Genomic DNA, 19731 nt, shown 5'->3' on the forward strand with positions numbered 1-19731 from the left:
CCGCCCGCCTCGACGAATGCAGGAGTTATGCGCCGAAAGGCCACGAGGCACGGGTTACGACTGCGTAAAGGCTCGACCGCCGCGGGTGCGGCGCGCCCCCGCGCCAGGCAGGATGGACGCATGGCCCGATCCTCCGAGCGCGTCGCCGCCGGCACGCAGCTGCTCCAGGTCCGCGATGTCGCGGTCGAGTTCCGGACGGTCGATGGCACCGTCCACGCCGTGGAAGGCGTGGACCTCGACCTGGCCGCGGGCGAGACACTCGCCATCGTCGGCGAGTCCGGCTCAGGCAAGTCCACGACCGCGATGGCCGTGATCGGCCTGCTGCCCGGCAACGGCCGGGTGACCAAGGGCAGCATCCTCTTCGAGGGCGAAGACCTGGTCGGCGCCTCGGAGACCGTGATGCGCGGCATCCGCGGCGCGGCCATCGGGCTGGTGCCGCAGGATCCGATGTCGAACCTCAACCCGGTCGCCAAGATCGGCAGCCAGGTTGCCGAGACGCTGCTCGCGCACGGACTGGCCACCCGCCGGGACGTCGACCGCAAGGTCGTCGAGACGCTCGCCGCCGCCGGACTGCCCGACGCCGCGGAGCGCGCCAAGCAGTATCCGCACGAGTTCTCCGGCGGCATGCGCCAGCGAGCCCTGATCGCCATCGGGCTGGCCTGCAACCCTCGCCTGCTGATCGCCGACGAGCCCACCAGCGCGCTGGATGTGACCGTGCAGCGGACGATCCTCGACCAGCTCGAGCGGATGACCGGCGAACTGGGCACCGCGCTGATGCTGATCACCCACGACCTCGGCCTCGCTGCCGAGCGCGCGTCGCGCGTGGTCGTGATGCACCGGGGCCGGATCGTCGAGCAGGGTCCTGCCCGGCAGATCCTCGAGGACCCCCAGGAGCCATACACGCAGGCGCTGGTCCGCGCCGCGCCCTCGGTGGCGGCGGTGCGACTGCGCCCGGAGGCCTTCCGCAAGCCGACGTCGGAGAACCGGGCGACGGATGCCGCGGCGTCCGCGCCGGATTCGACCGTACCGGCGGAACCGATCGCGGTGTCGGAGTCCGCTGCGGTGTCCGAGCCCGCTGCGGTGTCCGAGCCCGCTGCGGTGTCGGACCGCACGCCCGGCGGGACCCAGCCGGCCGCGCCCGACTACATCGTGGAAGTCGAGAACCTCACGAAGGTGTTCAAGATCCGCGGCCGCAAGGAGGAGTTCACGGCGGTCGACGGCGTCTCGTTCGCGATCCCCCGCGGTGAGACCGTGGCGATCGTCGGCGAGTCCGGATCGGGCAAGACGACCACCGCACGGATGGTGCTGAAGGTCGTCGACCCGACCAGCGGCGTCATCCGCTTCGACGGGCAGGACGTCGCGAGCCTCAAGGGCAAGCAGCTGAACTCCTTCCGCCAGCGGGTGCAGCCGATCTTCCAGGACCCGTACTCGTCACTGAATCCGATGTTCTCCATCGAGCGGCTGATCATGGAGCCGTTGGACTTCTACAAGCGCGGGTCCGCCAAGGAGCGCTCCGCGCGCGTCCGGCAGCTCCTCGACGACGTCGCGCTGCCGCAGTCGATGCTGCGCCGGTATCCGTCCGAGCTGTCCGGCGGTCAGCGTCAGCGCGTCGCGATCGCGCGCGCCCTCGCCCTCTCCCCCGACCTGATCGTGTGCGATGAGCCCGTGTCCGCCCTGGACGTGCTCGTGCAGGACCAGATCCTCCGGCTGCTCAGCGACCTGCAGAGCGAGTACGGCCTGAGCTACCTGTTCATCTCGCACGACCTGGCGGTGGTCCGTCTGATCAGCGACTACGTGTGCGTCATGAAGGACGGTGTGCTGGTCGAAGCGGCGACGTCCGAGGAGATCTTCACCAATCCCCGCGACGCGTATACACGCCGGCTGCTCGCGTCGATCCCCGGCAACGAGCTGGACATCGCCGTCTGAGCCACGGATGCCGCGGCATCCCCCGCTCGCCTCATCCCCCGCTCACGCCCTCCCCCGCTCACCTGTCACAACACGCCGAGCACGGCCGCACTTCGCGACAGGCGAGCAGCGACCAACCGCCGAGCCAGGTCGCACTTCGCGACCGGGCACCTCACCCCTCTCGCCCTCCCCGCTCACCTGTCACAACACGCCGCGTGGGGCCGCAGTTCGTGACAGGCGAACACCGGATGCCGGGGCAGCGGCACCCGGTCGCGACGGCACCGGATGCCGGGGCAGCGGCACCCGGTCGCGACGGCACTCGGCGTCGGTTCAGCGCATGCGGGTCCGGGGGTCCATCGCCTCGCGCAGCGCCTCACCGAGCAGCGTGAAGCCCAGCGCGGTGATCATGATGCAGATGCCGGGCAGGAACGCCAGATACGGGGCGATCGCCAGCTCGGACTGCGCGTAGGTGAGCATCCGACCCCACTCCGCCGTCTCGGGGCGCCCACCGCCGAGTCCCAGGAACGACAGGGCCGCGGCATCGATGACGGCCGTGGCGAGGCTCAGGGTGCCCTGCACGATGACCGGACCGACCGAGTTCGGCAGCACGTGGCTCATCGTGATCTTGCCGCGGCCCAGGCCGAGCGTCTGCGCGGACAGGACGTAGTCCGCGCTGCGCTGCTGCAGCATCGACGATCGCAGCAGGCGCGCGAAGATCGGCACCTGCGAGACTCCGATCGCGATCATCACCGCGAACGGCGTCTGGCCGAGCAGGGCGGCGATCGAGACGGCCAGCAGCAGGCTCGGCACGGAGAGCAGGATGTCGATGAATCGCATCAGCACGTTGTCGACTTGGCCGCCGAACATGCCGGCGATGAGGCCGATGAGCATGCCACCGGCCAGGCCGAACGCGGTCGAGATGACACCGATGAGCAACGATGCCTGTGCACCCCAGATCAGCTTGGACAGGACGTCGCCGCCGAAGCGGTCCAGGCCGAGCGGGAACTGCGGCAGCTCGCCGGGGCCGGGGATGTGCGTCGGGGTGATGTAGGCCTGTCCCGGCAGCGCGTTGGGCGGGTAGGGCGCGAGCCACGGCGCGAGGATCGAGACGAGCACGAACAGCCCGACGATGACCGCGCCGATCCAGGCGGACGGGTTGTGTCGCAGCCGGTTCCAGACGTCGCGCCAGAATCCTCCGCGGGTCTGCGCCGCAAGCAGCTCGTGATCGACGACGGCGGTGTCATCGACCGGTCCGCCCGCGGGCGCCGGTGGCAGGATCGCAGAGGTCACGGGGCACCTCCCGCAGCCGTGGCGACCGCGCGGTCGCCGGGGAGCTGTCCGATCAGAACGATCATGAGACCCTCACTCTCGGGTCGATGAAGCCGTAGGAGACATCCACGGCGAGGTTGATCAGCGCGTAGCCGATGGCGATGAAGATGATGAATCCCTGCAGGACGGCGTAGTCGCGCTCGAAGATGGCGTCGGCCATGAACTGCCCGATGCCGGGATAGGCGAAGACCTTCTCGGTCAGCACCGCCCCCGAGATCAGCAGACCGGTCTGCAGGCCCACCGTGGTGACGACCGGGAGCATCGCGTTGCGCAGGATGAAGCGGTTGCGGATGGTGCCCAGCGAGACGCCCTTGGCGCGGCCGGTGCGCACATAGTCGGCATTCTGCACCTCCAGCACGGATGCGCGGGTGATGCGCACGATGATCGCCAGCGGGATGGTGCCGAGGGCGATCGCCGGCAGGATCAGGTGCAGGATGGCATCCCACGCGGCATCGAACTCGCCGGTCAGCAGTCCGTCCAGCACGTAGAAGCCGGTGGGGTGGGTCGCATCGATCCGCGGGTCCTGTCGCCCGTCGGAGGGCAGCCAGCCGAGCTGGACCGCGAAGACGTACTTGAGGATGAACGCGAGGAAGAACACCGGGATCGTGATGCCGATGAGGCTCGAGGCGACGGCGACGTGGTCGGTGGCCTTGCCGTGACGGCGGGCGGCCCAGTATCCCAGCGGGATGCCGATGCCGACGGCGAAGATGAGCGCCGCGATGGACAGTTCCAGCGTCGCCGGGAAACGGCGGCCGAACTCCTCCAGCACGAGCCGGCTGGTCATGATCGAGGCGCCGAAATCGCCCTGCAGCAGCCTGCCGATCCAGACGAAGTACTGCTCGATGATGGGCCGGTTGAACCCGTACAGCTCGTTGATCCGCTCGATCGCCTCCGGCGTCGCCTTCTCTCCGAGCAGTGCCACGGCCGGCCCGCCGGGCAGGGACCGGACCCACAGGAACAGCAGGATCGACAGACCCAGGAGCGTGGGGATCAGGTACAGAAGACGTTTGCCGATGACGCGCAGCACTGAGGGGAACTCCGGAGGATCAGGGGGCGGGTGCAGGCGGTGCGACCAAGCCCGGCGAGAAGGGATGACGCGGATGCCGCGGGCAGGCTGTGTGGCCGGTCCGCGGCATCCGCTCGATCGTTGCTACTCGCTGAGCTCGATCGTGTTGAACACCTCGTCGTTGACCGGGCTGGCCGGGTACGACGTCACGCGCGGGTCGAACGCCAGCGAAGGCGCCGGGTGCGCGAGCGGGATGCCGGGGTTGAACTCGGCGATCATCTCGTTGATCTGCTTGTACAGCTCGGTCTGCTCGTCGATGTCCGCGATGCCGCGGGCCTCGGTGAGCGCGGTGAACAGCTCCTGGTTGTCGAAGCCCCATTCGTTGGAGGCCTGGCCGAAGAACACGCCCACGAAGTTGTCCGTGTCGTTGTAGTCACCGGTCCAGCCCAGCAGGTGCAGACCGTGATCCGCGCCACCCTGGATGCGGTCCAGGTACGCCGGGTTCCACTCGTTGCCCGTCGGGGTGACGGTGATCCCGACCGCCTCCAGCTGCGAGGCCAGGTTCGTGAAGATCTGCTCCGGGTTGGGCATGTACGGCCGCGACACGTTCGTCGGGTAGTTGAACATCAGCGTCAGGCCGTTCGGGTACCCCGCTTGGGCGAGCAGCTGCTTGGCCAGGTCGGGGTCGTAGTCGTACGTGGTGACATCCTCGTTCCAGCCGGTGACCACCGGCGGGATGAACTGCGAAGCCACCTCGGTGCCTTCGGGCAGCACCTGCGTGACCAGGGCCTCCTTGTCGATCGCGTGCGCGATCGCCTCGCGCACCAGCGGGTTCGCCAGCTCGGGGACGGCCTGGTTCATGCCGAGGTACAGGATCGTGAACGGGTCACGCTGCATCACGTTGTAACCGGCCTCTTCGAGGGCGGCGGTGTCGGCCGGAGCCACGAGGTCGTAGCCGTCGATGTCGCCGGCTTCGAGGGCCTGACGGCGGGCGGTCGGGTCGCCGATGGTGCGGAAGATGATCTCCTGCACCTGACCCTGCTCGCCCCAGTAGTCCGGGTAGGCCTCGAGGGTGACCTGCTCGCCGGGCTCCCACGAGTCGAACATGAACGGTCCGGTGCCGACCGGGTGGCCGTTCGCGTATTCGCTCAGGGTGGGAGCCTCTTCGGTGCCGCCGACGGCATCGGCGTCGAACTCGGCCAGAGCGGTCGGGCTCTGCATCGAGAAGGCCGGCAGCGACAGCGCCGCGATGAAGCCGGCGAACGGCTGCGTCAGCGTGACGGTCGCGTGCGCGTCGTCATCGACGGAGCACGAGTCGTAGACCGCGGTCTCGGGGGTGTCGGCGAAGCCCTTGAAAAGCGACCCGTAGTAGTACGAGAGGCTCTCCGACTGTGCCAGACCGGTCCAGTTGTACCAGCGGTCGAAGTTGGTGCACACCGCCTCGGCGTTGAAGTCGGTGCCGTCCTGGAACGTGACACCCTCCTTCAGCGTGAAGGTGTAGGACAGGCCGTCCTCGGACTGCTCCCAGCTCTCGGCGAGCAGGGGCGCGGGATCGGCGGTTCCGGGCTCCACCCCGACCAGACCCTCGAAGATCTGACGCGAGACGCGGAAGGTCTCGCCGTCGCTGGCGAATGCGGGGTCCAGGCCGGACGGGTCGTTGGACGCGGCGAAGACGAACGTGCTGTCGACGTCGGAGGAATCGTCCGCACTGCCGCCATCACGCTCGCTCGCGCACGCCGTGAGCACCAGCGCGCCCAGGGCGACGACCGCGGCGCCGGTCATCCAGCGCTTTCTCGAACTGTGGAGCATCTGTTGTGCACCTTCCATGAATCTGCGGGCGGCGGGAGCGCGGGATTTCGCGCGGCTTCGCCCGCAAGGGGTGTGATGCTACGACGCTACCCGGGCGGGACTCCGGCGGCCATTACGCCTGGGTCTCGATTGTGTTTCGGCTCGGCGGGGCCGGGTTCGCCCCGCGGACGGGCTTTTCCTGCGCACCGGGCCGTGCGCGGGATACCGTTGGGTCATGGCCCGCGCCCGGTTCGAGGAACCTCCCGCGTCCGTGCGGCTGTCGAACGGCACCCTCGCGCACGTGGTCCGCTCGGCGTACGCCGGCGGCTGGGAGCTGGCCGTCGACGGCACCCCGCAGTCCCACGTCGACCTGGACGACCCGACGCACCTGCACTTCGAGTACGTGGCGCGCATGGGGGCGGTGATCGACCAGCTCCGGATGCCGGGGCAGCCGCTCACGGCCGTGCACCTCGGCGCCGGTGCCATGACTCTGCCGCGGTATGTCGAGGCGACCCGGCCTGGATCGCGCCAGCAGGTTCTCGAGTTGGAGCCGGCGCTGGTGGAGCTGGTGCGCAGCGAACTGCCCCTGCCGCGCGGCGCGTCGATCCGGGTGCGGATCGGGGACGCTCGCGAGGGGCTCGCCCGCCTGCCCGCCGGCCTGCTGGGCAACGTCGACCTGCTCATCTCCGACGTGTTCGCCGGAGCGCAGACGCCCGCGCACTTGACGACGGTCGAGTTCTACACCGCCGCCGAGCGGCTGCTCGCCCCCGAGGGAGTGCTCCTGGTCAACGTCGCCGACGGCGCCGGACTGGCCTTCGCGCGTCGGCAGATCGCGACGGTGCGGGCGGTGTTCCCGCACGTGCTGGTCCTGGCCGAGGTGCAGGTGCTGAAGGGCCGGCGTTTCGGCAACCTGGTGGTCGCGGCATCCCGCTCGCCCCTGCCGGACCAGTGGCTGCCGCGGCTGATGGCGGCCGGTCCGCACCCGGCGAAGGTCGCACAGGGCGCGGAGCTGGACGAGCTGGTGCGCAGCTCGCGCGTGGCGACGGATGCCGATTCCACGCCGTCACCGAAACCCGCGGACTCGGTCTTCCAGCGCTGATCGGCTCGGCCGCCGCCCTGCGCGAGTCCGGAACGCGGCGTGTCGCGGTCATCAACGGCGTGCCCCCGGCCCGAGTCCGCGGACCCGGGGCACACTGGAGGAGCGAGCCTGGTCGCGCGGAGAGGAGTCGAAGTGAGCTACATCCACGGGTATGACCCCGACACCCTGCGTGAGCGGGTCGATCCGCGCGAATGCAAGGAGCGGCTGGACGAGATCGGCGAGCAGCGGAGCCTTCCCGCGCTGCTGGAACGGGTCTGGCTGCTGAAGGTCCTGGACCGCCTCGAAGACTCCCTCGTGCTCTCGGAGCAGTCGGTGCGCGTGGCGCGCATGGCCGGCACCCGCAAGGATCTGCTGCGCGCGCGCGTCCTGCACGCGTCGGTGCTGCACTTCCGTGGCGCGTATGCCGCGGCCGAGCAGGAACTGACCTCCTGCGCCTACGAAGCCGAGGGCAAGGAGTGGAACGCGATCGCCGCGTTCGCCTACCAGCACCGCGGCAAGGTCCACTACGACGCCGGCGACTTCGCGGCCGCCCGCTCGGACTTCAAGCGCGCGCTGTTCCTGCGCCAGGAGTCCGGCGCCACCGACGACCAGCTCGAGTCGACCCTGCTCGCGATCGATGCCGCCGACCGCCGCCGTTCCAGCGCGTCCGTCGCGAGCTGAGCCCGCTTCCCCGCACGTGTCGTAAGCCCGTTCTACTCTTCCCCCCATGTCGGAACTGTCCCGTGTGCGCGTCTGGGCCGACGCGCTGATCGTCCGCCACCTGGACCCCTCGTGGTCCTTCGGGTTCGACAACGCCAAGCGCCGGGCGGGTCTGTGCGACTTCACGCGTCAGCGCATCAGCGTGTCGCGCTACCTTGCCGCGCGGTACGACGACGACACCAATCACCAGACGCTGCTGCACGAGGTCGCGCATGCCCTCGCCGGCGCCGCGGCGGGGCACGGCCCGAAGTGGAAGGCCGTCGCGCGCGATCTCGGCTACGTCGGGGGCACCACCCACCACGGCGAGACGGCGGTCGAACTGGCGCCGTGGATCGGAGTCTGCCCCTCGGGGCACCTGGCCTATCGGCACCGCAGGGTGACGCGGCCGACGTCGTGCGCGAAATGCGCACCGCGCTTCGACGAGCGCTTCGTCTTCTCCTGGACGCGGCGCGAGATCAGTCCCGCCGCCCGCCTGGCTGCGATGACACCGCGCTCGTAGGGCGCGTCCTGCGGCGTGCGGCGCGCGGCGCGTGGCGTGCGGGCTGCGTCGCGCGGCCTGCGGCGTGCGGGCTGCGTCGTGCGGCGTGCGCGTCGCCGGGCATTCGGCTGCGCGTCGCCCGGCCGTCGCCTGCCGGAGCCGGGCACTCGGCTGCCGAGCCCGCCTGACCCGCCGCGGGCATCGCGTCAGACCGCGCGGAACTCCCCCGCACGCAGAATCGGAACGACGGATGCCGCATCCACCGCGGCCGCGGCATCCACCTCGTCGCCGCGACCGCGCCCGGTCAGTTCACGGCCGGAACCGCTCGCGGTGAGCAGGTGCCGGGTCGCGCGCCGGAGCGCGTGGAACGCCTCGCCCGCGACCGCAGCCTCCGGCGACGAGTGGTCCAGGCCAAGGGCTGCGAGCGCGTCGATGACGGCGCCCGCACCGAGGTGATCCTCGACGGCGAACCGCACCGTCGACCCGGCCCCGCGTCCGGTCCGCTCGCCGGCGGCGAGGATGTTGACGCTCGTGCGTCCGCCGCGCCGCTGCTGGTCCGCGTACACGGCAGCGGCCACCGCGGAGGCGTTGCGCAGGGCGCCGAGCAGCACGACCGCGCCGCTGGGCGCGGCGGCCGCAGCGACCGCGGCGCCGTTGATCGAGGTGGCGGTGGTCGCGGCATCCAGCCGGAAAGCCGCCTCGGTCTCGAGGGTCCGGATGACCGTGGTCGAGAAGCGCAGCACGTCCACGACCACGACGATGTCGGCGGGCGCAAGGCGCGCAAGGCCCTCGAGGCCCCAGTCCAGGCGCACCTGGTACGTCGACTGGTCGAAAGGGGGCATCGGTCCAGCGTAGAGCGGCGGGTGCGAGACTGGGGCGATGCGCATCCTGCTGAAGATCGTGATCGACTGCGATGCGGATGCCGCGTGGCGCGCCGTGCACTCCCCGCGCGCGGTGGCGGAGCTCTACGGCCCGCTGATGGAGCTCGATCCGGTCCTTCCGGCCGGGCTGCCGACGGTCTGGGAACCGGGCGGCGACGTGCCCGTCCAGTTGTCGTTCGGCGGCGTCGTGCCGCTGGGCCGGCAGCTCATCCAGGTCAGCGACCGGTACGTCGAGGACGCGAACGGGTCGGTGCGGATCTTCCGGGACAGCGGCATCCCGCTCAGCGGCCCGCTGGCGAGCCTGGACGTATGGGACCACCAGATGGCGATCGCGCCGGCGCCCGGAGACCCGACCAAGACGCTGTGGCGCGAGCGGCTGGTGATCGGCGGGCCGACCGCCCTGGCCCTGTGGCCGGTGCTGTGGACGACGTGGCAGTGGCGGGCCGCCCGCATCCGGGCGATGGCGCCGACCTGGGCGCACGACCCGGAGTCCCGCGACGCGGGCTGACTCCGAAGCCCGCGGCGCGGCTCGCCCCGCCCGCCACTCCCCCAAGAGTGCACGTCCCCGCCCCCGAGAGTGCACGTCCCCGCCCGCGAGAGTGCACCTCCCCGCGAGAGTGCACGTCGCGGACCGCGAGAGTGCACGTCCCCGCCCACGAGAGTGCACCCGCCGAGCAACACGCACTCTCGGCAGCCGCAACACGCACCCTCGGCAGCACCAACACGCACTCTCGGCAGCACCAACACGCACTCTCGGCAGCACCAACACGCACTCCCGGCAGCCGGGCTACTCGGCGAGCGCCTCCACCGGCGCGACCCGCGTGGCCAGGCGGGTGGGGACCACTGCGGCGACGAGCGTCAGCACCGCCGTCGCGACCACGATGATCGCCACCGGCGCCCACGGGATCGCCGGGGCGACGAACGTCGGCGCCTGCCAGGCCGGGGGCATCGCGACCGATCCGAGCAGCGACTGCGCGCCCGCCCAGCCGTACGCGGTTCCCAGGACGAGACCGGTGGCGACGGCGGCGATGGTGATGTGTGCCGCCTCCAGGAGCACCATCAGGCGCACCTGGCCTGTGGAGACGCCGAGCGCGCGCAGCAGCCCCAGCTCGCGCCGCCGCTGCACGATGCCGATGGTCAGCAGATTCACCAGCCCCACCCCGGCGATCACCGCGGAGACCGCGACCAGCCCCATCATGACCGCAGAGAACGTGTCGATGATGGCGGCGAACTCCGGATCGAGCGCACCACCGGCGGATGCCGCGATGACCGCTTTCACGCTCTCCAGCGCGACCGCGAACATCGTCACCAGCGTGACTCCGATCACCACGCCGATCGCCATCCGGCTGGATCGCTCCGGATTCCGCAGCGCGTTCTCCGCCGCCAGCCGGGCGGTCGCCGAAGGACCGAACAGCCGGCCCACCAGCCGCAGCACCGGTGGCATGACCAGGGTGGCACCGAGGGCGAGGCCGGAGAAGGACAGGATGCCGCCGACGAAGGCGACGACCACCCCGAGCGGTGTGAGCAGTCCGAGCAGGATGCCGGCGGCCAGGAGTGCGCCACCGGCGACGAACAGGACGATCGCACCGGCGTTGCGGCGGGTGCGCGCCGCGATCTGGTCCCGCGATTCCTCCACCGACCCGCCCAGCGCCTGCAGCGGGGTGACCGTCAGCACGCCCCGCGAACCGACCCATGCCCCCGCCCACGTCGTCAGGGTCACGACCGCGGCGGGGATGAGCAGGGCGCCGTGCACCAGGTCGTAGCGCACACCGTCGGGCTCGAGCAGAGCCTGCGCGAGCGCGACGCCGCCGGCGGACAGTGCCGTCCCGCCCACGAGGCCGAGCAGCGCGCCGATGGCTCCGACGACCAGTCCCTGGCGTGCGACCTCCGTGCGCTGCGACCGGGCCGAGGCGCCGATGAGCCGCAGCAGCGCGATGCGGCGGGTGCGCCCCGCGATGACCGTGGCGAACGTGTTCGACGTCACGATCGCGGCGACGTACACCGCGACCCCGATCAGCAGGACGCTGAGGATCGAGATCACGATCGCGAGTGTCTCGCTCTCCTCGAGGAAGGCAGATGCGCGCAGCAGTTCCGCGATGTAGCCGGTGGCGGTGAGCAGCACCACCCCGAATGCGCTGGAGATGGCGGCGACCAGGATGCTGGCACCCATCCCCCGCTCGCGCAGCCAGTCGAGCGTGCCGGGGCCGGCAGGGGCCGGCATCCGCTCGCTCGCGGTTTTCGCCAGTACTGCGGTCATGATGCGACCGCCGCGCCGCCGAGCTCGGTGGCCAGCATGTAGGCGGAGATCTCCTCGGCGCTCTGGCGCGGCTTGTCCGCGACGACTCGGCCGTCGGCGAGGAAGATGACGCGGTCGGCGTGCGCCGCGGCGATCGGGTCGTGCGTGACCATGGCGATCGACTGCCCGTGCTCACGGCTGGCCGCGGCGAGCAGGCCGAGCACCTCACGGCCGCTGCGCGAGTCCAGGTTGCCCGTCGGCTCGTCGGCGAACACGAGATCCGGCGCCGTGGCCAGCGCCCGGGCGATCGCGACGCGCTGCTGCTGACCGCCACTCAGCTGGTGCGGCCGGTGCCGGAGCCGCGGACCGAGACCGAGCGTCTCGATCAGCCCATCGATGCGAGCCTTCTCGGGCGCGCTCGGGCGCCGCCCGTCCAGATCGAACGGCAGAAGGATGTTGCTCACCGCATCGAGGGTGGGCACGAGGTTGAAGGCCTGGAAGACGAACCCGACCCGTCGCCGCCGCAGGATCGTGAGCTCCAGGTCGTTGAGGGCGGTGATGTCGGTGTCGCCGATCCAGGCGCGACCCGAGGTCGCCGCATCCAGTCCCGCCATGATGTGCATCAGCGTGGACTTGCCGGAGCCGGAGGGTCCCATGATCGCCGTGAATTCGCCCTGCCGGATGCCGACGCTGACGTCGTCGAGCGCGCGCACGGCGCTCTCCCCGTGTCCGAAGGTCTTGGTGAGGTTCTGCACCCGGGCGGCCAGCCCGAGATCTGTCGAGGAGAGGTTCATGCCTCCACGCTACGAATCGGCGGTCGGCACCGCGTCGGCCCGGAGGGGCATCCGCATACATCGCTGGGATGACCCGTGCGGTCACCCGTGTTCGGGCGGCGGAACCTCCCGCGGGGCGTACACCCGCAGCGCTCGCGGAAGGATCCGGCAGCTCAGCGTGTAGCGACCATCGGGACCGACGGCGGGGCGCCGTTCCAGCTCGCCGTCGTGCACGTAGAACGTCGCCGAACCGGCGCGCGCCTGCACCGAGACGGTGATCTCGGTGGCGGTGATGTGCTCGATGTCGGATGCCGGTGGCAGCAGGCGCAGCGCACGCAGCACGGCCCGCGTCCGCCGGCCGAACGAGAGCGCCGCGACGGCCTGCACGCGCGATCCGCGGGCGTGCAGCACCCGCACGTCCAGGACGTCGTCCGACAGCGTGCGCCGCTGCATCGTCGCGACCTGCCCGGGGGTGTTGCGTCCGATGCTGGCGAAGACCGACCAGACGCGGGCCCGTTTGCCGGCGATGACGATGTCGATCGCCTCGCCGCGCCGCAGTTCGCGCCAGATCGCGACGGCACCCGCGACCCACTTGCCCAGGCGTCGCCTCCGGCGGCTGCGCTCGGCGACGAAGTCCGGATAGATGCCGATGGATGCCGCGTTCAGAACGGTCGACGTGCGGCCACCGGCGGCCAGCTCGCCCACGGTCGCCGCCACGCCCTCACCGGCCTGCAGCGCATCGATGGCGATCTCGACGCTGTCGATTCCCGCTGCGCGGGCGAAGTGGTTGAAGGTCCCCCCGGGAAGCGCGAGGACCGGAAGGTCCCGCTCGAGCGCGACGTGCGCCGTCTGCGCGATGGTCCCGTCGCCGCCGTACGCGCCGATCACGCGCGGCGGATCCTGCCCCGCCATCGCCTCCGCCACAGCGTCGGCCACCGTCTCGTCCTGCTCGAGTTCGCGCACGACGGCTCGCGGCAGTCGCTCCGCGATCAGGGGCCGCGGGTCGGCGCGCACCACGGCGGTCCCGGCATCCTTGTTCATCACGATGAGCACACCCGCGCCGTCGGGCGATGCCGGCAGTGCGATGCGCTCGACGACGTCCGGGACCTCTTGGTCGCCGTCCGTCGTGTCGGCGGAGAGCGGGTCGGTCGTCGGCATGGTGCCGAGGCTACTTCAGTACGGCGGCAGGCAACCGGAAGCGAAGCGAACCCGAACCGAACGCGCCCCGGGGCGCCCGCCGAACCGAACGCGCCCCGGGGTCTTCCGCGTGTCGGCTCGGCGGGTCTATCGTCGCCAGCGACACCGAGAGACAACCACAGAGACAGGAGGCGCGATGTCCGCGACCCCCCTGCCGCCCAGCGGCGACGTACCGGCTCCGAAGACGTGCGATGCGAGCGGGATGATCGACATCCATCGGATGTTCCGGCGCGGTTTCGGCGAGGGGCCCGCGCTGGTGCGGCTCGTCGCCGATGGCGACACCGGCCACGCCGCGGCTGTGGCCACGCAGCTGGAGACGCTGTCGCTGGGTCTGCATGCCCACCACGAAGGAGAGGACGCCAGGCTCTGGGACGCGCTCGATGAGCGCGCACCCTCGTGCGCCGTGCACGTGGAGCGGATGAAGGCGCAGCACGCTGCGCTTCTGGAACACCTGAGGGCTCTGGACGGATCGCTGCCCGCGTGGCGGACATCGGCCGGGAGAGCGGATGCCGAGCCCGTGCTGGCCGCGCTCCAGGGGGTCAACGCCGCGATCGCCGTGCACCTCCCCGACGAGGAGGCGAACATCGTGCCGGTGATGGAGCACACGATCACCGAAGCGGAGGTGCAGTGGTTCTCCGACCACGGGCGCCGGTCGATCCCCAAGGGGCAGACCTGGCAGCAGCTCGGGGAGATCCTCGCATCGCAGCCCGACGGCGGCGACGAGTGGCTGCACACGCACATGCCGCCGCCGGCCCGGCTGGCGTGGCGGTGGATCGGCAGACGCAGGTACGCGCAGCACCGAGCACGGCTGGAGGGGCGCTGACTGCTACGCCAGCCCGTGCTCGAAGGCGAAGACGACCAGCTGCACGCGGTCGCGCAGCGCGAGCTTGGCGAGGATGCGGCTGATGTGCGTCTTGACGGTGGCCTCGGACAGGAACTCGCGGCCGGCGATCTCGGCGTTGGAGAGCCCACGCGCGGCGAGGGCGAAGATCTCGCGCTCCCGGTCGGTCAGGGTGGCGTAGGCCTGCGGAACGGGCCGGGGCGCGGCGCTGGCGAAGTGGGCGAACAGCTCGCGGGTGGCGGATGCCGCGATCACGGCCGATCCGGAGTGCACCGTGCGGATCGCGGCGAGGAGGAACTCGGGGTCGGCATCCTTGAGCAGGAAGCCGCTGGCACCCTGACGGATCGCGCGCGCCGCGGCCTCATCCAAATCGAACGTGGTCAGCATCACCACTCGGGGCGCCGCGGCGCCGAACGAGTCGTCGCGCAGCAGCTCGGCAGTCGCCTCCAGACCGTCCATGACCGGCATCCGGATATCCATCAGCACGACATCCGGCCGGGTGGCGCGCACGACAGCGAGCGCCTCACGTCCGTTGGCCGCTTCGCCGACCACCTCCAGGTCCGGTTGCGAGTCCACCAGCATGCGGATGCCGGCGCGGAACAGCGCCTGATCATCCACCAGGACCACCGTGATCGGCGTCATCGCTCTCCCCTCGCTCGGCATCGCCCCATCGACGCGGTCCTCATCGGGCCGCACCGGCCCGGATCGGCAGGGTGGCCTCGACGACGAACCAGCCGTCCCGGTCGGCGGCGTTCAGCCGGCCTCCGACCAGACTCGCACGCTCGCCCATACCGATCAGCCCGTGCCCGGACTCCTTCGGCCGCTCTCCCGTCTTGAGCCGGTTGCGCACCTCGAGGGCGACATGGTCGGGGTGCCATCCCAGCGTGACATCCACCGGGCTCCCGCCGCCGTGCCGCAGCCCGTTGGTCAGGGCTTCCTGCAGGATCCGATACACCGCCAGCTGCACCGCCGCGGACGGCTGCTCCACCGGTGCGGGATCGACCTCCACGCGCAGCGTGACGCCCGTCGCCCGGACCTGGGCATACAGTTCCTCGAGGTCGGCGAGGGTCGGCTGCGGCCCGCCGGTCTCGCTGTGCCGCAGCCGGGTCAGCAGCAGCCGCACATCCGCCAGCGCCGCGCGAGCGGTCGTCGATATGGTGCCCAGCGCTTGGGTGGCCGCCGTAGGATCCGCTGGCGCCGCGTAGCGCGCCCCGTCGGCCTGGGCGATCACCACGGCGAGCGAGTGCGCGACCACGTCGTGCATGTCGCGCGCGATCTGCAGCCGCTCCTGTTCGACGGCGGCCTCCGCCTCGGCCCGCTCCTGCGCGACGCGATTCTCGCGGGCACGGATGGCCATGCGCACCAGCGCGCCCACCGTCCAGGCCAGCAGCAGCGCGAAAGCGGCGGCGACCAGCACCGCGACCGCCGCCGAGATCGTGCGCACCGACAGGCCCTCTGTACTCAGGGCGGACGCGAACAGATACACCGTGATGACCAGGGCACCGGACAGCGCCGACGCGAAACCGGCCCAGTACACCCGCTGCGTGCCGTATGCCGCGGTGGCGTACAGGACGCCGAAGATGGCCACATCCGCCACCGACGGCGGCCGGGCCAGGGACATCTGCACCACCGCGCCCGCCCACGCCAGCCCGAGGGCGAGGGCCGGCGACCAGCGACGGACGGCGAGGGCTGCGCTGAAGATCAGACCGATCGCCACGGCCCCGGACACGAGCACGGCCGCGTTCTCCGGCGCGGTGCCCGATCCGAGGGCCAAGACGATCTCCACCGGCAACGCGACGGACAGAAACGCCGCTGAGACGACGAGATCGACCACGACCTGATATGTCTTGAGCGGGCGGAACACGGTTTCACGCTACGGGAGACGCAGTGCCGCGGCATCCGCCTGCAGATGTATCCGCAAAACCCTTGCCGGGATCGTCCACAGGCTTTACTGTCCGGACACAGGCTGAAACCGACGGGAAATGTGCGGGCACCAAGATCGAACAGCGGGCAGATCCCACCGGCACCCGAACCGGACCCGAGGGCATCAGTGCGAAGTGAATCAGTCACGGACGGACGGAGACCGGCATGACGACGGTACGCGCGGCGATCACCCAGACCACCTGGACGGGCGACAAGGAGTCGATGCTCGACAAGCACGAGCAGTTCGCGCGGGAGGCCGCAGCCCAGGGGGCGCAGGTCATCTGCTTCCAGGAGCTGTTCTACGGGCCCTACTTCGGGATCACCGAGGACAAGAAGTACTACCGCTACGCCGAGCCCGCGGACGGGCCGATCGTGCAGCGGTTCGCCGCCCTGGCCGCCGAGCTGAACATGGTCATGATCCTCCCGATCTACGAGGAGGACATCACCGGCGTGTACTACAACACCGCGGTCGTCGTCGATGCCGACGGCACGATCCTCGGCAAGTACCGCAAGCACCACCTGCCTCATCTGGACCGCTTCTGGGAGAAGTTCTACTTCCGTCCCGGCAATCTCGGGTATCCCGTGTTCGACACCGCGGTCGGCAAGGTCGGCGTCTACATCTGCTACGACCGCCACTTCCCCGAAGGCTGGCGCGAGCTCGGTCTGAACGGCGCGCACATGGTCTTCAACCCCAACGCCACCAAGCCGGGGCTGTCCAACCGGCTCTGGGAGGTGGAGGGACCGGCCGCGGCCGTCGCGAACGGCTACTTCGTCCTACAGCCGAACCGGGTGGGACGCGAGGACAACGAGTACGGCGAGCTCGCGGTCGACTTCTACGGCACCAGCCAGGCGATCGACCCGCGCGGCGATTTCATCGGCGAACGCGGCTCGGGAACCTCCGAAGAGGTCCTCATCCGCGACCTCGAACTGAACATGGTCCAGGAGATGCGCGACGACTGGCAGTTCTACCGGGACCGCCGGCCCGACTCGTACACGATGATCGCGAAGCCGTGACCGTGGGAACCACACTGATCACCGGCGGGACCGTGGTCTCGGCGACCGGGCGGTCCCAGGCCGACGTCCTCATCGACGGCGAGACGATCGTCGCCCTCCTGCGTCCCGGCTCCGAGCTGCTCGGGACGGATGTCGCGGCATCCGTGGATACCGTCCTGGACGCCACCGGCAAGTACGTGATCCCCGGCGGCATCGACGCGCACACGCACATGGAGCTGCCGTTCGGCGGCACCGCCGCGATCGACACGTTCGAGACCGGCACCCGGGCGGCCGCGTGGGGCGGGACCACGAGCATCATCGACTTCGCGGTGCAGCGCTACGGCGAGCGCATCCAGGACGGCCTGGCCGCGTGGCACGCGAAGGCCGCAGGCAACTGCGCCATCGACTACGGGTTCCACCAGATCATCGGCGGCGTGGACGAGGACGCCCTCGCCGCGATGCCGGGTCTGATCGACGAGGGCATCACCAGCTTCAAGCTGTTCATGGCCTACCCGGGCGTGTTCTATTCGGATGACGCGCAGGTGCTGCGCGCGATGCAGGTCTCGCGCGAGACCGGGCTGCTGACCATGATGCACGCCGAGAACGGACCGGTGATCGACGTGCTCGCCGCGCAGCTGGTCGCCGAGGGCAAGACCGACCCGTACTTCCACGGCATCGCCCGCGCGTGGCAGATGGAGGAGGAGGCCACGCACCGCTCGATCATGATCGCGAACCTCACCGGCGCACCGCTGTACGTGGTGCACGTGAGCGCCAAGCAGGCCGTCGCCCAGATCGCCACTGCGCGCGATCGCGGACAGAACGTGTTCGGCGAGACGTGCCCGCAGTACCTGTACCTCTCCCTCGAGGAGCAGCTGGGCGCGTCCAGCCCGGAGTGGGGGCGGTTCGAGGGCGCGAAGTGGGTGTGCTCGACGCCGCTGCGCTCCCGCGCCGAAGGCCACCAGGATCACATGTGGCAGGCCCTGCGCACGAACGACCTGCAGATGGTCTCCACCGACCACTGCCCGTTCTGCATGAAGGACCAGAAGGAGCTCGGGCGGAACGACTTCCGCGCGATCCCGAACGGCATCGGGTCCGTCGAGCACCGGATGGACCTGATGTACCAGGGCGTCGTGACCGGCCAGATCACTTTGGAACGGTGGGTGGAGCTGACCTCGACCACGCCGGCGCGCATGTTCGGCCTGCACGGCCGCAAGGGTGTGCTCCAACCCGGCGCCGACGCCGACATCGTGATCTACGACCCGAACGGGCACACCTCGATCGGGGTGGACAAGACCCACCACATGAACATGGACCACTCCGCGTGGGAGGGGTTCGAGATCGACGGCCACGTCGACACCGTCCTGTCCCGGGGCAAGGTCGTCGTGGACGGCAACGAGTACATCGGAGCCAAGGGAGACGGGCGATTCCTCAAGCGGGGTCTCAGCCAGTACCTGACCTGATCCGCACCCCTTTCATGTCCCACTTCTGGTCGGCTAAGACCTCCTCAGGCAACACCAAGTGGGACACGCTCTGATCAACTGACAGGAACCACTGACATGGACTTCGGCGTCGTTCTGCAGACCAACCCGCCCGCGGCCCGCACCATCCAGCTCGCCAAGCTGGCCGAGGCGCACGGGTTCAGCCACGTGTGGACCTTCGACTCGCACCTGCTGTGGGAGGAGCCGTACGTCATCCACTCGGCGATCCTCGCCGAGACCAAACGGGTCACCGTCGGACCGTTCGTGACCAATCCCGCCACGCGCGACTGGACGGTCACGGCATCCGTCTTCGCCACCCTGAACGAGATGTACGGCAACCGCACCATCTGCGGCATCGGGCGCGGCGACTCGGCGGTGCGCGTCACCAACGGCAAGCCGGTGTCGATGCGCGAGCTGCGCGAATCGATCCACGTGATCCGCGAGCTCGGCAACTCGCGGGCGGTCGAGTACAACGGCTCGACGCTGCGGTTCCCGTGGAGCCACGGCTCCACGCTGGACGTGTGGGTCGCGGCGTACGGCCCGCTCGCCCTCACCCTGACCGGCGAGGTCGGCGACGGCTTCATCCTGCAGCTCGCCGACCTGGACGTCGCGGCATGGATGATCAAGACGGTCCGGGATGCCGCGGCCAATGTCGGCCGCGACCCCGACTCGATCGCGTTCTGCGTCGCCGCCCCGATGTACATCGGCCAGGACCGGCCGTACATGCGCGATCAGTGCCGGTGGTTCGGCGGGATGGTCGGCAACCACGTTGCCGACATCGTCGCCAAGTACGGTCACCACGCCGACGAGAGCGGCGTGCCGGCCGAGCTGATCGACTACATCGAGGGACGCGTCGGCTACGACTACAACACCCACGGCAAGGCGGACAACGACCACGTCGACTTCGTGCCGGACGAGATCATCGACCGCTTCTGCATCCTCGGCACGGCCGAGGAGCACATCGCCAAGCTCGAGGCGCTGCGAGCGATCGGAGTGACGCAGTTCGCGGGCTACCTGCAGCACGACAACAAGGAGGAGACGCTCCGCGTCTACGGCGAGACCGTCATCCCGGCTCTGTCCGAGCACCTGATCGCCAAGCAGTGAC

Annotated in this window: 18 protein-coding genes; 9 read left to right on the top strand and 9 right to left on the bottom strand. The window is 70.3% G+C overall.

Going from position 1 to position 19731, the window contains the following annotated elements:
* The first annotated feature begins 120 nt into the window (after window positions 1-120).
* The gene (locus QNO12_RS14475) at window positions 121-1926 is read left to right on the top strand and encodes a dipeptide ABC transporter ATP-binding protein (protein ID WP_257501449.1); all 1806 of its coding nucleotides are present in this window, start codon (window positions 121-123) and stop codon (window positions 1924-1926) included.
* Window positions 1927-2235: 309 nt separating this feature from the next.
* On the opposite strand, the gene QNO12_RS14480 is transcribed toward QNO12_RS14475, so the two are convergent.
* The 3 genes from QNO12_RS14480 to QNO12_RS14490 form a co-directional block, all read right to left on the bottom strand.
* Window positions 2236-3195: an ABC transporter permease gene (locus QNO12_RS14480; RefSeq protein ID WP_502883267.1), complete on the bottom strand. Its 960-nt coding sequence runs from the start codon at window positions 3193-3195 to the stop codon at window positions 2236-2238.
* 61 nt (window positions 3196-3256) lie between these two features.
* Window positions 3257-4261 carry an ABC transporter permease gene (locus QNO12_RS14485; RefSeq protein ID WP_257501448.1) on the bottom strand — a complete coding sequence of 335 codons (1005 nt, stop codon included), beginning with the start codon at window positions 4259-4261 and terminating at the stop codon, window positions 3257-3259.
* 123 nt (window positions 4262-4384) lie between these two features.
* Entirely contained in the window at window positions 4385-6022 is a 1638-nt protein-coding gene (locus QNO12_RS14490) for an ABC transporter substrate-binding protein (RefSeq protein ID WP_257501447.1), read from the bottom strand.
* A gap of 241 nt (window positions 6023-6263) precedes the next feature.
* Here QNO12_RS14490 and QNO12_RS14495 point away from each other — a divergent pair, with 241 nt between their 5' ends.
* The 3 genes from QNO12_RS14495 to QNO12_RS14505 all read left to right on the top strand — a co-directional run bounded on the left by QNO12_RS14495 (window position 6264) and on the right by QNO12_RS14505 (window position 8325).
* Window positions 6264-7127 (top strand): spermidine synthase, encoded by an 864-nt coding sequence (locus QNO12_RS14495; protein WP_257501446.1) that lies wholly within the window; start codon window positions 6264-6266, stop codon window positions 7125-7127.
* Between the two features lie 132 nt (window positions 7128-7259).
* Window positions 7260-7787 carry a hypothetical protein gene (locus tag QNO12_RS14500; RefSeq protein ID WP_257501445.1) on the top strand — a complete coding sequence of 176 codons (528 nt, stop codon included), beginning with the start codon at window positions 7260-7262 and terminating at the stop codon, window positions 7785-7787.
* A 46-nt stretch (window positions 7788-7833) separates the two neighbouring features.
* Complete coding sequence (locus QNO12_RS14505; RefSeq protein ID WP_257501444.1) at window positions 7834-8325, top strand: SprT-like domain-containing protein; 492 nt, start codon at window positions 7834-7836, stop codon at window positions 8323-8325.
* A 185-nt stretch (window positions 8326-8510) separates the two neighbouring features.
* Here the strand turns inward: QNO12_RS14505 and QNO12_RS14510 are convergent, their stop codons facing one another.
* Entirely contained in the window at window positions 8511-9146 is a 636-nt protein-coding gene (locus QNO12_RS14510; protein WP_257501443.1) for a 2-phosphosulfolactate phosphatase, read from the bottom strand.
* Between the two features lie 37 nt (window positions 9147-9183).
* On the opposite strand from QNO12_RS14510, the gene QNO12_RS14515 reads away from it, so the two are divergent.
* Window positions 9184-9693 (top strand): hypothetical protein, encoded by a 510-nt coding sequence (locus tag QNO12_RS14515; RefSeq protein WP_257501442.1) that lies wholly within the window; start codon window positions 9184-9186, stop codon window positions 9691-9693.
* A 279-nt stretch (window positions 9694-9972) separates the two neighbouring features.
* Here the strand turns inward: QNO12_RS14515 and QNO12_RS14520 are convergent, their stop codons facing one another.
* From QNO12_RS14520 to QNO12_RS14530, 3 genes are all read right to left on the bottom strand, one after another.
* Window positions 9973-11442 (bottom strand): ABC transporter permease, encoded by a 1470-nt coding sequence (locus QNO12_RS14520; RefSeq protein WP_374113570.1) that lies wholly within the window; start codon window positions 11440-11442, stop codon window positions 9973-9975.
* On the bottom strand, window positions 11439-12215 hold the full coding sequence (locus QNO12_RS14525; protein WP_257501441.1) for an ABC transporter ATP-binding protein: 777 nt from the start codon (window positions 12213-12215) through the stop codon (window positions 11439-11441). Before QNO12_RS14525 ends, QNO12_RS14520 begins: the two co-directional genes overlap by 4 nt.
* An 81-nt stretch (window positions 12216-12296) precedes the next feature.
* The gene (locus QNO12_RS14530; protein ID WP_257501440.1) at window positions 12297-13352 is read right to left on the bottom strand and encodes a diacylglycerol/lipid kinase family protein; all 1056 of its coding nucleotides are present in this window, start codon (window positions 13350-13352) and stop codon (window positions 12297-12299) included.
* A gap of 175 nt (window positions 13353-13527) precedes the next feature.
* Here QNO12_RS14530 and QNO12_RS14535 point away from each other — a divergent pair, with 175 nt between their 5' ends.
* A complete protein-coding gene (locus QNO12_RS14535) occupies window positions 13528-14214 on the top strand; it encodes a hemerythrin domain-containing protein (protein WP_257501439.1) in 687 nt (228 codons plus the stop codon).
* 3 nt (window positions 14215-14217) lie between these two features.
* On the opposite strand, the gene QNO12_RS14540 is transcribed toward QNO12_RS14535, so the two are convergent.
* Together QNO12_RS14540 and QNO12_RS14545 are read right to left on the bottom strand one after the other, a co-directional pair.
* Window positions 14218-14874 carry a response regulator gene (locus tag QNO12_RS14540; protein ID WP_257501438.1) on the bottom strand — a complete coding sequence of 219 codons (657 nt, stop codon included), beginning with the start codon at window positions 14872-14874 and terminating at the stop codon, window positions 14218-14220.
* A gap of 40 nt (window positions 14875-14914) precedes the next feature.
* Entirely contained in the window at window positions 14915-16096 is a 1182-nt protein-coding gene (locus QNO12_RS14545) for a sensor histidine kinase (RefSeq protein ID WP_257501437.1), read from the bottom strand.
* 224 nt (window positions 16097-16320) lie between these two features.
* Between QNO12_RS14545 and QNO12_RS14550 the strand changes: the two genes are divergently transcribed.
* The 3 genes from QNO12_RS14550 (at window position 16321) to QNO12_RS14560 (ending at window position 19730) form a co-directional block, all read left to right on the top strand.
* The gene (locus QNO12_RS14550) at window positions 16321-17169 is read left to right on the top strand and encodes a nitrilase-related carbon-nitrogen hydrolase (protein WP_257501436.1); all 849 of its coding nucleotides are present in this window, start codon (window positions 16321-16323) and stop codon (window positions 17167-17169) included.
* Window positions 17170-17171: 2 nt separating this feature from the next.
* A complete protein-coding gene (gene hydA / locus QNO12_RS14555; RefSeq protein WP_257501479.1) occupies window positions 17172-18608 on the top strand; it encodes a dihydropyrimidinase in 1437 nt (478 codons plus the stop codon).
* Between the two features lie 96 nt (window positions 18609-18704).
* Complete coding sequence (locus QNO12_RS14560) at window positions 18705-19730, top strand: TIGR03842 family LLM class F420-dependent oxidoreductase (RefSeq protein ID WP_257501435.1); 1026 nt, start codon at window positions 18705-18707, stop codon at window positions 19728-19730.
* The last annotated feature ends 1 nt before the right edge of the window (window position 19731 follow it).

Origin of the sequence: Microbacterium sp. zg-B185 (assembly GCF_030246885.1) — a bacterium.
Classification (GTDB): domain Bacteria; phylum Actinomycetota; class Actinomycetes; order Actinomycetales; family Microbacteriaceae; genus Microbacterium.

Bases quoted from the DNA above. Each gene is read 5' to 3' on its own strand.
- QNO12_RS14475 (WP_257501449.1), top strand. From the start codon at position 121: ATGGCCCGATCCTCCGAGCGCGTCGCCGCCGGCACGCAGCTGCTCCAG.
- QNO12_RS14490 (WP_257501447.1), bottom strand. From the start codon at position 6,022: ATGACCGGCGCCGCGGTCGTCGCCCTGGGCGCGCTGGTGCTCACGGCG.
- QNO12_RS14495 (WP_257501446.1), top strand. From the start codon at position 6,264: ATGGCCCGCGCCCGGTTCGAGGAACCTCCCGCGTCCGTGCGGCTGTCG.
- QNO12_RS14505 (WP_257501444.1), top strand. From the start codon at position 7,834: ATGTCGGAACTGTCCCGTGTGCGCGTCTGGGCCGACGCGCTGATCGTC.
- QNO12_RS14510 (WP_257501443.1), bottom strand. From the start codon at position 9,146: ATGCCCCCTTTCGACCAGTCGACGTACCAGGTGCGCCTGGACTGGGGC.
- QNO12_RS14515 (WP_257501442.1), top strand. From the start codon at position 9,184: ATGCGCATCCTGCTGAAGATCGTGATCGACTGCGATGCGGATGCCGCG.
- QNO12_RS14520 (WP_374113570.1), bottom strand. From the start codon at position 11,442: ATGACCGCAGTACTGGCGAAAACCGCGAGCGAGCGGATGCCGGCCCCT.
- QNO12_RS14525 (WP_257501441.1), bottom strand. From the start codon at position 12,215: ATGAACCTCTCCTCGACAGATCTCGGGCTGGCCGCCCGGGTGCAGAAC.
- QNO12_RS14530 (WP_257501440.1), bottom strand. From the start codon at position 13,352: ATGCCGACGACCGACCCGCTCTCCGCCGACACGACGGACGGCGACCAA.
- QNO12_RS14535 (WP_257501439.1), top strand. From the start codon at position 13,528: ATGTCCGCGACCCCCCTGCCGCCCAGCGGCGACGTACCGGCTCCGAAG.
- QNO12_RS14540 (WP_257501438.1), bottom strand. From the start codon at position 14,874: ATGACGCCGATCACGGTGGTCCTGGTGGATGATCAGGCGCTGTTCCGC.
- QNO12_RS14550 (WP_257501436.1), top strand. From the start codon at position 16,321: ATGACGACGGTACGCGCGGCGATCACCCAGACCACCTGGACGGGCGAC.
- QNO12_RS14560 (WP_257501435.1), top strand. From the start codon at position 18,705: ATGGACTTCGGCGTCGTTCTGCAGACCAACCCGCCCGCGGCCCGCACC.